At 70.9% G+C, this 12,735-nt stretch carries 13 protein-coding genes and 3 tRNA genes; 5 read left to right on the top strand and 11 right to left on the bottom strand.

Translation table 11 applies throughout. From position 1 onward, the window contains the following. Positions 1–222: 222 nt before the first annotated feature. From J2Y69_RS05780 to hpt, 7 genes are all read right to left on the bottom strand, one after another. A complete protein-coding gene (locus J2Y69_RS05780) occupies positions 223–762 on the bottom strand; it encodes a DUF3180 domain-containing protein (RefSeq protein WP_310018504.1) in 540 nt (179 codons plus the stop codon). Between the two features lie 10 nt (positions 763–772). Next, positions 773–1,345 carry a 2-amino-4-hydroxy-6-hydroxymethyldihydropteridine diphosphokinase gene (folK, locus tag J2Y69_RS05775; protein ID WP_310018503.1) on the bottom strand — a complete coding sequence of 191 codons (573 nt, stop codon included), beginning with the start codon at positions 1,343–1,345 and terminating at the stop codon, positions 773–775. After that, positions 1,342–1,713, bottom strand: coding sequence for a dihydroneopterin aldolase (gene folB / locus J2Y69_RS05770; RefSeq protein WP_310018502.1), 372 nt, complete (start codon positions 1,711–1,713; stop codon positions 1,342–1,344). The genes folK and folB overlap by 4 nt, the downstream gene beginning before the upstream one ends. Before the next feature lie 374 nt (positions 1,714–2,087). After that, positions 2,088–2,879: a dihydropteroate synthase gene (folP, locus tag J2Y69_RS05765; RefSeq protein WP_310018501.1), complete on the bottom strand. Its 792-nt coding sequence runs from the start codon at positions 2,877–2,879 to the stop codon at positions 2,088–2,090. Further along, the gene (gene folE, locus J2Y69_RS05760; RefSeq protein ID WP_310018500.1) at positions 2,876–3,481 is read right to left on the bottom strand and encodes a GTP cyclohydrolase I; all 606 of its coding nucleotides are present in this window, start codon (positions 3,479–3,481) and stop codon (positions 2,876–2,878) included. The genes folP and folE overlap by 4 nt, the downstream gene beginning before the upstream one ends. 1 nt (position 3,482) lies before the next feature. Continuing rightward, positions 3,483–5,498 (bottom strand): ATP-dependent zinc metalloprotease FtsH, encoded by a 2,016-nt coding sequence (gene ftsH, locus J2Y69_RS05755; protein ID WP_310018498.1) that lies wholly within the window; start codon positions 5,496–5,498, stop codon positions 3,483–3,485. An 84-nt stretch (positions 5,499–5,582) separates the two neighbouring features. Continuing rightward, entirely contained in the window at positions 5,583–6,134 is a 552-nt protein-coding gene (gene hpt, locus J2Y69_RS05750; RefSeq protein ID WP_310018496.1) for a hypoxanthine phosphoribosyltransferase, read from the bottom strand. Between the two features lie 140 nt (positions 6,135–6,274). Here hpt and J2Y69_RS05745 point away from each other — a divergent pair, with 140 nt between their 5' ends. Then, positions 6,275–6,895: a DUF937 domain-containing protein gene (locus J2Y69_RS05745; RefSeq protein WP_310018494.1), complete on the top strand. Its 621-nt coding sequence runs from the start codon at positions 6,275–6,277 to the stop codon at positions 6,893–6,895. A 114-nt stretch (positions 6,896–7,009) separates the two neighbouring features. Here the strand turns inward: J2Y69_RS05745 and tilS are convergent, their stop codons facing one another. From tilS to J2Y69_RS05730, 3 genes are all read right to left on the bottom strand, one after another. Continuing rightward, positions 7,010–8,011, bottom strand: coding sequence for a tRNA lysidine(34) synthetase TilS (gene tilS, locus J2Y69_RS05740; protein WP_310018492.1), 1,002 nt, complete (start codon positions 8,009–8,011; stop codon positions 7,010–7,012). A gap of 73 nt (positions 8,012–8,084) precedes the next feature. Then, positions 8,085–8,897, bottom strand: coding sequence for an ABC transporter permease subunit (locus J2Y69_RS05735; RefSeq protein ID WP_310018490.1), 813 nt, complete (start codon positions 8,895–8,897; stop codon positions 8,085–8,087). A 17-nt stretch (positions 8,898–8,914) separates the two neighbouring features. Beyond that, positions 8,915–9,829: an ABC transporter ATP-binding protein gene (locus J2Y69_RS05730; RefSeq protein WP_310018488.1), complete on the bottom strand. Its 915-nt coding sequence runs from the start codon at positions 9,827–9,829 to the stop codon at positions 8,915–8,917. Positions 9,830–10,009: 180 nt separating this feature from the next. Here J2Y69_RS05730 and ppa point away from each other — a divergent pair, with 180 nt between their 5' ends. Next, positions 10,010–10,501 carry an inorganic diphosphatase gene (gene ppa, locus J2Y69_RS05725; protein WP_310018485.1) on the top strand — a complete coding sequence of 164 codons (492 nt, stop codon included), beginning with the start codon at positions 10,010–10,012 and terminating at the stop codon, positions 10,499–10,501. A gap of 80 nt (positions 10,502–10,581) precedes the next feature. On the opposite strand, the gene J2Y69_RS05720 is transcribed toward ppa, so the two are convergent. After that, complete coding sequence (locus tag J2Y69_RS05720; RefSeq protein ID WP_310018483.1) at positions 10,582–12,003, bottom strand: peptidoglycan DD-metalloendopeptidase family protein; 1,422 nt, start codon at positions 12,001–12,003, stop codon at positions 10,582–10,584. Between the two features lie 257 nt (positions 12,004–12,260). On the opposite strand from J2Y69_RS05720, the gene J2Y69_RS05715 reads away from it, so the two are divergent. The 3 genes from J2Y69_RS05715 (at position 12,261) to J2Y69_RS05705 (ending at position 12,586) form a co-directional block, all read left to right on the top strand. Further along, positions 12,261–12,333: transfer RNA gene (locus tag J2Y69_RS05715), tRNA-Glu, on the top strand. A gap of 26 nt (positions 12,334–12,359) precedes the next feature. Continuing rightward, positions 12,360–12,433 (top strand) — tRNA-Asp (locus J2Y69_RS05710). Positions 12,434–12,513: 80 nt separating this feature from the next. Further along, positions 12,514–12,586 (top strand) — tRNA-Phe (locus J2Y69_RS05705). Positions 12,587–12,735 lie beyond the last annotated feature (149 nt).

The raw sequence follows: 12,735 nt of genomic DNA, 5'->3' as shown, positions 1-12,735 counted from the left end.
ACCGCTGCTGCCGGGGCTGCCGTCGGAGCCGCCGGAGTCTCTGGAGCTGGCGGAGTCGCAGGAGTTACGGGAGGCACCGGAGCCGCTGCGACCGAGCCCGGCGCAGCCGGTGCGGACTCCGCGGCCTCCGCGCGCAGAGAGCGTCTCCGGAGAGGCGCGTCGGATGCGGTCGCCCCGGTCGGCGACGGCTGCTCCGGCGCTGCCGGGGGCGGCGTCCGGCCGTCACCGTCCTGCGGCAGCTGCGGGGTGTTCGTCATCGTCGTCCTCCATCCCGAGGGAGCCCTGCGGCCCTTCGGTGTCGTGCGGACCGCCGTCCTTCGGCAGCGCGCAGAAGTGCTCGGCGATCAACGCCGCCGCGACGAGGGCGAGTGCTCCCCCCAGCGTGGCGATGACAGCCGCCATCGAGCCTACCGGCGGCGCGATCGGACGCGTGAGGAGATAGACGGCGAGGCCCGCCGCGAACCCCGCGACCACGGCACCGAGGAGACTGGAGGCGCGGGCGAGGATCGCGACGCGGAAGGCCCGGAACGGATCGACCCGGCGACGACGGTCTGCACCGTTGCCGCGCTGCTGCATGCTGCGCCGTATCGGCCAGGCGAGGATCAGGACGCCTGCGCCGAGGAGGACGAGGAGGATCGGCAGCCCGACGATCGGGGTGAAGGTGGCACGGCCCGAGATCGTCAGCGCATGGTCAAGGAGGAACCCCGCCCCGGCGCCGGCGAGCGCGACGATGAGCAGGACGATGACCGAGGTGCGTCTCATCCGTCGCCCCTCATCGCGCTTCCTCTGCTCCCGCGCCCCTGAGGCGGGCGACGAGGTCCACGACGCGCCCACGTCCGGGGAGCACCGCGTCGGGGTCGACATCGAGCCATGGCTCCAGGACGAAGAGACGCTCGGCGGCGCGCGGATGCGGGAGGAGCATGCGCTCGGCGGCACTGTGCAGGTCGCCGTAGGCGATGAGGTCGAGGTCGAGAGTGCGGTCTCCCCAGCGCTCCGATCGCACGCGGCCGTGCTCCTCCTCGATCGCGTGCAGCATGCCCAGCAGCACCTGCGGGGCCAGCCTCGTCGTGACGAGTGCGACCGCGTTCACGAAGCCGGGGGCGTCGGGGTCGGGGCCGTCCATCCGGACGGCCACCGTCTCGACGGGCGCCGACACGCGGACGTCGTCGACGAGGGGCAGCCGGCGGATCGCGGCGACGGCCTCCGCGATCGTCCCCTCCCGTTCGCCGAGGTTGGAGCCCAGGGCGACGACGGCCTGCACCGCTTCCCGCCCGGGACGCGGATCGGGGCGCGGAAGCCGCCTGCCCGGCGGGACCGGCGGGATGGGGTGCCTGGGGGAGGTCATGACGCCCTCCCCCGGGTGATGGTCACGGCGACATCGTCGAAGGAGAGCGGGATCGGCGCGTGGGGCTTGTGCACCGTCACGGACACGATCTGGACGCGCTGGTCGGTGAGGACGAGCTCGGCGATACGAGCCGCCAGGGTCTCGAGGAGGTCGACCGGGTCGCCCGCGACCAGGGCCGCGACCCGCTCTGCGAGCTCGCCGTAGTGCACGGTGTCGGCCACATCGTCCGACACCGCCGCCTCGCGCAACGAGAGTCGCAGTCGCAGGTCGATGACGAACTCCTGCCCATCGACACGCTCATGCTCGTAGACGCCGTGACGCCCGAAGACGGTCAGCCCCATCAGCGCGATCTCGTCGAGGAAGTCCATGCCCCTAGCGTACGGCGCGACCTCCGACGCCGCCGAGGATCCGTCCACACCCGATCCCGCGTCCGCGCCGTGTCTTGCCCCTCATGCCTCGCCCCGCCCCGCGTTCGCTCCCCTGTCTCCTGGCCTTTTGTGCCCCGCCGTGGCAGGTCTTGCGGGTTCAGGCCCCGTGAACCCGCAAGACCTGCCCCGGCGGGGCAGAAAGCGCTCGACATCTTCAAGGCCAGCGCCGCGCGTCCCGACGTAGCAGGTTCTGTCCCGACGTGGCAGGTTCTGTGGGTTCAGACCCCCGCGAACCCACAAGACCTGCCACGGCGGGGCATCAGTCGCGGGTTGAGCACCAACCGAACCCGACGCCCGCGCCATCCGGACCGGGGTCAGCCGTCCCAGGCGGTGAGGACGGCCAGCGCGTCGCGGGTGGCAGCCACGTCGTGCACGCGCACGGCCCAGGCGCCCGCGCGTGCGGCGAGCACGCTGGTCACCGCGGTCGCGGCGTCCCTGCGCGACTCGTCCGCCTCATCGCCCAGCGCCGTCCCCAGGAACCGCTTGCGCGAGGTCCCGACGAGGACGCGCGAGCCGAGCGCGACGACGTCCTCCAGATCGCGCAGCAGCTCCCAGTTCTGCGCGGCGGTCTTCGCGAAGCCGACCCCCGGGTCCACGATCACCCGGGACGGCGCGATGCCGGCCGCAGCCGCCGCCTCGACGCGTGCGCGGAGCTCGGCGGCGACCTCGCGCCCCACCCGGGAGTACTCGGCGCGCGCGTACATGTCGGCCGACGGCCCGCGCCAGTGGCCGAGCGCGATGTCGGCGCCGCTGTCGGCCACGGCGGCGAGCATGTCCGGATCGGCCAGCCCCCCGGACACGTCGTTCACGATCCGGGCACCCGCGCCCACTGCGGCGACCGCGGTCGAGGCGTTCAGGGTGTCGATGCTGACGGGGATGCCGGCAGCTGCCAGCGCCTCGATCACCGGGAGGACGCGCCGCCGCTCCTCGGCCGGGTCCACCCGCTCCGCCCCCGGCCGCGTGGACTCCCCGCCGATGTCGAGGACCGCAGCGCCCTGGTCCCGCAGCAGCCGGCCGCGGGCGACCGCCGCCACGGGATCCGCATAGCGACCGCCGTCGCTGAAGGAGTCGGGGGTGGCGTTGACGATCCCCCAGATCGCGGTCATCGCTCGCGGCCGGGATCCGGGACGCCGCCGATCAGGGCGATGAGCTCGGCCCGCGCCGCCGGATCCAGATACTCCCCACGGGCGGCGATCGTGAGGGTCGTCGCCTCGGGCTGCCGCCCTCCGCGCATCGTGACGCACCCGTGGGCCGCGTCCATCACGACCAGCACGCCCCGGGCGTCCAGATGGGAGGCGATGGTGTCGGCGACCTGCTCGCCGAGGCGCTCCTGCACCTGCGGACGCGAGGCAAGGATCTCCACGACCCGGACGAGCGCACCGAGCCCCACCACCTGCTCGCCGGGGAGATACGCGATGTGGGCATGGCCCGCGAACGGGAGGAGGTGGTGCTCGCACACCGAGCGGAACCGGATGCCGCGCAGCAGCACGGCCCCGGACGGGAGCGTCTCCGGAGCCGGACCATGCGAGACGCTGATCGTGTGCGCCAGGGGCGCCGCCGGATCCTCCCCCACGCCGGAGAAGAACTCCGCATACAGCTCGGCGACCCGCGCCGGAGTGTTGGTCAGCCCCGGACGCTCCGGATCCTCCCCGATCGCCTCCAGCAGCTCTCGGGTGAGCGCGGCGATGCGCTCCCGATCGACGGCCACGTCACGCCGTCGCAGGGCGCGGGTGACCGCCGCCGGCGCCGGCCTGACCCGGCTTGCGCTCGGACGAGGACGCGGTGTCGGCGGAGACCGACGCGGCGGCGCTCGCCTCAGGGACCTGCACCGGCACGTCGATCGGAGGCAGCAGCGACACCGGGCGGTCCTCGCTGCTCAGCCACTGCGGACGCTCCGGGAGCTTGCGCACGTCCTTGAAGATCTCGGCGATCTGGTTGTGGTCGAGCGTCTCCTTCTCCAGGAGCTCGCGCGCCAGGAGATCGAGGATGTCGCGGTTCGCGCTGATCACCTCGTACGCCTCGTTGTGCGCCTGCTCGATCAGGGCCCTCACCTGCTCGTCCACGGTCTCCGCGATCGACTCGGAGTACTCGCGCCCGCGGTTCATGTCGCGGGCGACGAACATCTCGCTCGACCCGGATCCGAGCTTGACCGGTCCGACCTGGGCCGTCATGCCGTACTCGGTCACCATCTTGCGGGCGGTGCTGGTCGCCTTCTCGATGTCGTTCGCCGCGCCGGTGGTCGGATCGTGGAAGACGATCTCCTCCGCGACACGGCCGCCCATCGCATAGGTGAGCTGGTCCTGCAGCTCGTTGCGGGTGATCGAGTACTTGTCGTCCACCGGGAGCACCATCGTGTACCCGAGCGCCTTGCCGCGGGGCAGGATCGTGATCTTCGTGACCGGGTCGGAGTAGTTCATCGCCGCCGCCGCGAGCGCGTGTCCGCCCTCGTGGTACGCCGTGATGAGCTTCTCCTTGTCCTTCATCACGCGCGTGCGACGCTGCGGACCCGCGATCAGACGGTCGATGGCCTCGTCGAGCGCACGGTTGTCGATGAGCTGCGCGTTCGAGCGGGCCGTGAGCAGCGCCGCCTCATTGAGAACGTTCGCAAGATCCGCGCCGGTGAAGCCGGGGGTCTTTCGGGCGACGACCTCGAGGTCGACGCCGTTCGCGAGCGGCTTGCCCTTGGCGTGCACCTCGAGGATGCGCTGGCGGCCCTTGAGGTCGGGCGCGTCGACGCCGATCTGCCGGTCGAAGCGACCAGGACGCAGAAGGGCGGGGTCGAGGATGTCGGGACGGTTCGTCGCCGCGATCACGATGACGTTCGCGTTCGGGTCGAAGCCGTCCATCTCCACGAGCATCTGGTTCAGCGTCTGCTCGCGCTCGTCATTGCCGCCGCCGAGGCCTGCGCCACGGTGCCGTCCGACCGCATCGATCTCGTCGATGAAGATGATCGCGGGGGCGTTCTCCTTCGCCTGCGTGAACAGGTCCCTCACGCGCGAGGCGCCGACGCCGACGAACATCTCGACGAAGTCCGATCCGGAGATCGAGTAGAACGGCGCACCGGCCTCGCCCGCGACGGCGCGTGCGAGGAGCGTCTTCCCGGTTCCGGGAGGGCCGTACAGCAGCACGCCCTTCGGGATCCGTGCGCCGATGGCCTGGAACTTGGCGGGGTCCTGCAGGAACTCCTTGATCTCGTGGAGCTCCTCGATCGCCTCGTCGGCACCGGCGACGTCGGCGAAGGTGACGGTCGGCGACTCCTTGCTCACGAGCTTGGCGCGCGACTTGCCGAACTGCATGATCTTGCCGCCGCCGCCCTGCGCGGACGAGAGCAGCCACCAGAACAGCAGACCGAGGATCACCATCGGCAGCAGCAGCGAGAGGAAGCCGTCGAACCAGCCCGGCCGCGGCACGGCGTCGTTGAAGCCGTCCTTGGGCTTGGCGCTGTCGACCGCGGAGACCACCTCGTCGGCACGGGCCGAGACGTAGTAGAACTGCACGGACTCGGCGTCCTTGAAGGGTTTGGAGAGCTTCATGTCCACGCGCTGGTCGCCATCGGTCATGACGACCTCGGTGACGGTACCGCCCTTGAGCAGGTCCAGCCCCTCTTGAGTGGTGACCTGTTTCGCAGCGCCCAGACTCGAGATCAGCATGAATCCGCCGATCAGCAGCACGCCGATCAGCAGCACGTAGATCAGCGGATTCCGGGTGACCTTCTTGACGTCCATGATCGGATCAGCGTATCGCGGCCCGGCTTTGGCATCGCTGGGGATTCGCCCACGGCGTACGGCTCTCCCGCCGGGCGGGCGTGGTCAGCTGTAGACGTGAGGGGCGAGGACGGCGACGTCGCGCAGGTTGCGGTAGCGCTCGTTGAAGTCGAGGCCGTATCCGACGACGAAGTCCGGCGGGATGTCGAAGCCGACGTACCGGCAGTCGACGTGCACCTTCGCGGCGTCCGGCTTGCGCAGGAGGGCCAGCACCTCGATCGACTCCGCGCCGCGGGAGGCGAAGTTCTCCAGCAGCCAGCTGAGGGTCAGGCCGGAGTCGATCACGTCCTCGACGATGAGCACGTGCTTGCCGTTCAGGTCGGTGTCGAGGTCCTTGCGGATCTGCACCACGCCGCTGGACTTGGTGCTCGCCCCGTAGCTGGAGACGGCCATCCAGTCCATCGGCGCGTGGAAGGGCAGTGCACGGGCGAAGTCGGCCATGACCATCACGGCGCCCTTGAGCACGCCCACCAGCAGCAGGTCCTTGCCCTCGTAGTCGGCCGCGACCCGGACGGCGAGCTCATCCAGCTTCGCGTGGATCTGCTCCTCGGTGACGAGGATCTGGGCGAGGTCGTCCTGGATGTCCGCAGCGCGCATGGATAGATCTTACGCACGCGCACGCCGTGTTCCCGCCATCGTCATCCCCTCCCCGCCGATGGCGCATCCGCACTACTCTGAGCGTGGAATATCAGCGTGGCGCCGCACCCCCGCGGACACGTGGAGAGAAGGGGAAGACCATGGACCTCGACGAGATCCTCAAGCAGGTGCCGATCGACGACATCGCCGAGAAGTTCGGCGTGAGCCGCGACGTCGCGCAGCAGGCGGTGCAGGAGGGCGGCGCTGCTCTCCTGGGCGGTCTCGCCAAGAACGCCGAGACCTCGGAGGGCTCGGCCGCGATCGAGCAGGCCCTCAGCAAGCACGGCGGCTTCTCCGGCGTGGCGTCGGTGGACGACGTCGACCAGGCGGACGGCGAGAAGATCGTCACGCACGTCTTCGGCGGCAACTCCGCGAACGTGGCGGAGACCCTCACGAACGAGCCGAAGACGGCGGGCATCGACTTCGGGAAGCTGCTCCCGATCCTCGCGCCGATCGTGATGGGCATCGTCGCGAACCTCGGCAAGGGCAAGGCGGCCCCGGCCGACGGCGGAACGGCCGGCGGCGACGCGGAGAGCGGCGGCGGCATCGGCGACCTGATCGGCGGCCTCTTCGGCGGCGGCAACGGCGGCTCCGGCGGAGGCGGGCTGGGCGACGTGCTCGGCGGACTCGGTGGCCTTCTCGGCGGCAGCAACGCCGGCGGTGGCGGAGGCGGCATCGACATCGGCGGGCTCCTCGGCGGCCTCTTCGGCGGCAAGAAGTAGGACGAGCACGCAGGACGATGGAGGGCTGAGCCCTCCGGACGCGGGCTCGGGCGACATGCCCGGGCCCGCGTTTCTGCGTCCCCCGAATATCGGAGGGCGGCCGCGGGCGGAGGGCTACGCGCGGGCGGCGAAGACGATTCGACCCGCTGCGCGCTCGGCCGTGCAGGACGGGAGGTCGATCGGCCCCTGCCCGGACCAGTCGGTCACGAGCCGCGCGACCTCCAGGGTCTGACGCCGGGTGAGGCCCACCCCGAACTCGCTCGCGACGACGAGGCGGATGATCCGGTTCCGCAGTGCGGCCGGATTGGCGGCGAGCGCCGCGATGCTGACGGCGATGCCCGCCTCGGCCGGCTCGACGATGTCCTCGATGGTCTCGTGGATCATCTCGTCGAACGCCTCGGCGTCCTCCCTCAGCTGCTCGGCGGTGCGGGCGAGCGCCTCGGCGATCCCGGGGCCCAGCTCCTCCTCCAGCACCGGCAGCGCCCGATTCCGCACGCGCACCCTGGCGTATCGCGGATCCTCGTTGTGCGGATCGTCCCACCAGGCCACGCCCTCCGCCGCGCAGGCCGCGCGGGTGACGGATCGACGGACCCCGAGCAGGGGGCGCACCCAGCGGACCCCGTCCAGATCCTCCCGCACCGGCGCCATCCCCCTGAGGCTCGCCGCTCCCGACCCGCGCGCGAGCCCGAGGAGCACGGTCTCCGCCTGATCGTCCAGGGTGTGCCCGAGGAGCACCGGCGCCCCCTCGCGCAGGGCCAGCGCGCGAAGGGCGCCGTACCGAGCCTCGCGCGCGGCCGCCTCCGGCCCGCCCTCGGCGCCGCCGTCCACCTCCACGCGTTCCACGAGCGCCCGGATCCCGAGCGCCTCGGCCGCCTCGGCAGCGCGCCCGGCGATCGTCGCGGACCCGTCCTGCAGGCCGTGATCGACCGTGAGGCTCACGACCTCGATCCCGCGCCTCTTCGCCTCGAACGCGGTCGCCGCGGCCAGCGCGAGCGAGTCCGCGCCGCCGGAGAGCGCGACGACCACCCGGGGCGGGGCGTCCTCGAGGGTGGCGAGAGCGGTGCGGACGGCGAGACGGACCTCGGCGACGACGGGAGCGAGCGGGGCATCGGGCACAGGTCAACGCTAGCCCGACGGCGCCGGTCCCGCGGCGGGAGGGGGCCCGCCGGGCCCACCGCCCAGGCGCCGCTCAGGCATCGCGTCGCGTCATCACCGCCATGCCCCCGAGGAGTGCGGCCGCGGGCCAGGCGATCGTGAGCACGACGTTGCGGATGGCGTCGCCGTCGAAGACCTCCACGGGCGTCGTCAGCACACCGCTCGCGGTCGCGAACAGCAGGCCGTTCACCGTGGGCGCCCATTCGAACGGCAGCAGGCCGATCGCGACGGGGAGGAACAGCAGGAAAGCCAGCACGAGCGTCACGGCCCACGTCTCGGAGCGGACGAGAGCTGCCACGCCGAGCGCGAGCACGCCGGTGAGGGCGACCAGCAGCGCTCCTCCGAGCACCGCCTGCACGAGGGGGCCGGCGTTGATCGTGAGCTCGCCGCCGAAGAGGAGGAAGACGAGCGCCGCCCCGAGAGCGGCGAGCACGAACACCACGAGAGCCCAGGCGAAGGTCGCGACGGCGACGACGACGGCCTTGGCAAGGAGAGTCATCGCCCGGCGGGGCGCGGCGGCGAGCTGCGTCCGCAGGGATCCCGTCGAATGCTCCTTCGCGTAGATCGCCGCGCCGATCAGAACGCCGACGATCTGCGCGAAGACGAGCCCGTAGGACAGGAGCATCTCGATCGGCGGCGCGATCTTCGGAGCGTCGGGACTCCCCGTGAACCCCCAGGCGACCGCCATCCCGACGATGGCGAGGAGGACGAGGGCACCACCCACGACGTATGTGGTGACGGTGGCGCGCAGGCTGTGCAGGCCGAGCCATTCCGCGCGCACGACGTGGGCGAAGGTGAGGCGGGCCGTTGCTGCGGAGCTGCGGTAGGCGGGAGTGATCGTTGTCATGTCCGGTCTCCGAAGGGTCAAGCCGCCGCGGCGGCGCTGCGGTACTCGACGGCGTCGCCGGTGAGGGCGAGGTAAGCCTCTTCGAGCGAGGCCCGCAGGGGCGTGATCTCGTGGACGTCGAGGTCGGCCCCGACGGCGATGCGGGTAATGTGCGCGGCGGGCGTCCCCTCCACCTCGAGCGCCCCGTCCGCGGCGTGGGCGATGGCGACGCCGTCGGCGGCGAGCAGCGCCGCGAGGGCGCCGGGGTCCGAGACCCGGACGCGCGTCCGCTCACGTCCGCCCTCCCGGAGGAAGTCCCCGACAGGGGCATCGGCGAGCACGCGGCCTCGTCCCAGCACGATGATGTGGTCCGCGACCTGCGCCATCTCGCTCATGAGGTGCGAGGAGAGGAGGATCGCGCGTCCCTCGGCCGCCAGGGCGCGGACGAAGCCGCGCACCCAGTGCACGCCTTCCGGGTCGAGACCGTTGACCGGCTCGTCGAGGAGGAGCGTGTGCGGATCGCCGAGCATGGTGGCGGCGATGCCGAGGCGCTGGTGCATTCCGAGCGAGAACCCGCCGATGCGGCGGTTGGCCACGGACGTGATCCCCGTCAGGCCCATCACCTCGGTGACGCGGGAGCGGGCGATGCCGTGCGTGCTCGCGAGCATGCGCAGGTGCGCCTCCGCGGTCCGTCCCGGATGCACGGCCTTGGCGTCGAGGAGCGCTCCGACCTCGGTCATCGGCGCGGCGTGCTGCGCGAAGGGGAGGCCGTTCACCGTGACCGTGCCGCTGTCGGGGCGGTCCAGCCCCACGATCATCCGCATCGTGGTGGACTTCCCGGCGCCGTTCGGGCCGAGGAACCCGGTGACCATGCCTGGCCTCACCTCGAAGGACACGTCGTCGACGGCGGTCTTCGCGCCGAATCGCTTGGTCAGGTTCTCCGCCATGATCATGTTTCGATCCTAGGGAGGTCGATTTCCGGAGCACGTCAGCCCAGAGGATGACCTTCACCCCTCCACCGTCCCGGTCCTCCGCCCGATGCTCCGGGCCTGCGGGCATCCGCACATCGCGGGCAGGGTCCGCGCGGGTAGGCTGGTCGCCGGCATCCACCCGTCATCCCAAGGAGCACACGTATGGGCGCACACGACGCCGTCATCGAGATCCCGCGCGGCAGCCGCGTGAAGTACGAGGTCGACCACGAGACCGGTCGGGTCCACCTCGACCGCGTGCTCTACACGGCCTTCGGCTATCCGGCCGACTACGGCTACTTCGACAACACGCTGGGCGAGGACGGCGACCCGCTCGACGTGCTCGTGCTGCTCGACCACGCGATCTACCCCGGCGTCGTCGTCAACGTGCGCCCCGTCGCCGTGCTCAAGATGAGCGATGAGGCCGGCGGCGACGACAAGCTCGTCGCCGTGCTGTCCAAGGACCCGCGCTGGGCGCACATCCAGGACATCGGAGACCTGCCGGAGTTCACGAAGAAGGAGATCGAGCACTTCTTCGAGCACTACAAGGACCTCGAGCCGAACAAGTGGGTCAAGGTCGACGAGTGGGGCGACGCCGCAGAGGCGCAGCGCATCCTCGACGAGGCGATCGAGCGTTTCGGCACCGACGGGCACTGACCCCGTCGTCGCACCGACGCAGAAGACCCCCGGATCCGCGCATTGCGGCCGGGGGTCTTCCGTATGATCCGGGACGCGGATCAGGACATGTCGACGCCGCGATCCTGCATGAAGTAGATCGGGTTGACGGTGTCGCCGTCGATGTAGACCTCGAAGTGCAGGTGGCATCCGAACGAGCCGCCGGTGTTGCCGGCGTAGGCGATGACCTGCCCGGCCTGCACGTAGTCGCCCCAGCCGACGTTGAAGCCGCCGTCGACGATGTGCGCGTAGCCGGTGGCGACGCCGCCGCCGTGCTGGATGCGGATGTAGTTCCCGTACCCGCCGTTCCAGGACGCGTAGTCGACCGTGCCCTCATGGGCGGCGTAGATCGGCGCGCCGCAGCCGTTGGCGAGGTCGACGCCGCGGTGGAAGCTCGACGAGCAGCCGGAGGCGTCGCAGTCCGGGACGCGCGGTCCGTAGTCGGAGGACTGGAAGCCGCCGTGCGGGCGCACCCAGCCGTTGCCGGGCCCTGTTCCTCCTCCGCCGCCACCGGAGTTGCCGCCGCCGGAGTCGCCTCCCCCACCGCCGGAGTCGCTACCGCCCGAGTTCCCGCCGCCGCCGTTTCCGGCGTTGTTGCGACGGTCCTCCTCTTCCTTGCGCTTGCGCTCCTCCTCCTGACGCTGCCGCTCGGCGACGCCGGCCTGGTACTCGGCGGTCGTCTTCGCGGTGGTGTCCCGAAGGGCGGCGAGCTGCGCCTCGAGCTCGATGGCGTGGGACTGCTGCTCCTGGAGGGCGGCCTGCGCCGCCTGCGCGGCCTCCTGCGCCTTGCGCATCTTGTCTTCGGCGATCTGGCGGAGGCGGTCACGCTCGTCGCGCGCCTTCGCCGCCTGATCGCTCAGGTTCTGCGCGGAGTTGCGGGCGGCGACGGCCTTGTCGTAGACGGCCTGGTTGCGTGCGAGGAGCCGGTCCATCTGACCGAGCTTCTGCAAGAGGTCATCGGCGTTCGCGGCGGATCCGGCGAAGAACAGCTCGAGCGAGGTGTTGTCGCCGCCGTTGCGGTAGAGCTGCGCGGCGACCTGTCCGGCCTCACGCGCGGCCTCCGTGGCGAGCTGCTCCTGGGCGTCGGCCTGCGCCTGCAGATCCTTCGAGCGCTGCGACTGGTCGAAGAACGCCTGCTGGGCGGCGTAGAACTCGTTGCCCGCGGCCTCCGCCGCGGCCTTGGTCTCGGCGACCTTCTGCGCGAGCCCGTTGATGAGGGCCTGGATGCGCGCGATCTCGTCGGCCTTCGCCGCCTCGTTGTTCATCGCGTTCTGCACGTCATCCCAGGACGGATAGTCGTCCGCGTACGCCGTGCTGAATCCGAAACCGCCCGCACCGATGGCGCCTGCGGCGGCGAGACCGAGCACGCCCATCCCGATCGCCTTGCGTCGCGAGACCCGCATGGACGAGGGCCAGAGCGACTGCTTCTCCGCGGGCGTGGGGCCGCATCCGCAGTTGGGGTCGCCGGCATTCGGCTCGTTCACACGGCCTCCATTCGCCCATTCACAACAATCACAGTAACAACATCTGTCACAAGAAGGCCAGGGCAGCGGCGGTCACCGCTCTCGGGTCCGCTCGTCCGATCGCCCGTTCCGGCCCCGCTTCCCGGGTTCACGGAACCGGCACCACCCGTCATCCTCCCCCGGACACGCCCGGGATCACGGCCGACGCGCCCTCGATTGGTGTTTTGCCCCGGCGGTCGCTTATGCTTGAGCGTCGGCAGGAGAGCCCCGGCCCTCTCGGCCCCATCGTTTAGCGGCCTAGGACGCCGCCCTTTCACGGCGGTAGCACGGGTTCGAATCCCGTTGGGGTCACTCGTCCGATACAATTTCATAGTTCTGGCCCTGTAGCGCAGTTGGTTAGCGTGCCGCCCTGTCACGGCGGAGGTCGCGGGTTCAAGTCCCGTCAGGGTCGCTCCAAGCGTCGGGCTCTTTCTCCGGAAAGGGCCTTTCGTCTAGGACGCAGGTCAGAAAGCTCCAGCTCACGGTCTGCGCGGCTCTGTAGCTCAGTTGGTAGAGCGTTCGACTGAAAATCGAAAGGTCACCGGATCGATGCCGGTCGGAGCCACAAGGTGATCGTTACAATCACCCTAGAAACCCTCGCCCAGCTTCTACACGGCGGGGGTTTTGCCTTGCCCTGGTGAGAGGCGGTTTCTGAGCCGCTCCCGGTCGCTGTCCGGGCGATCCTCTGCGATCGTGCCCCGCCTTCGAGAGGCG

This window comes from Microbacterium resistens, assembly GCF_031456305.1.
Classification (GTDB): Bacteria; Actinomycetota; Actinomycetes; order Actinomycetales; family Microbacteriaceae; genus Microbacterium; species Microbacterium resistens_A.
The sequence above is the reverse complement of the archived record's forward strand: the minus strand, read 5'-3'. Positions and strand labels throughout refer to the sequence as shown.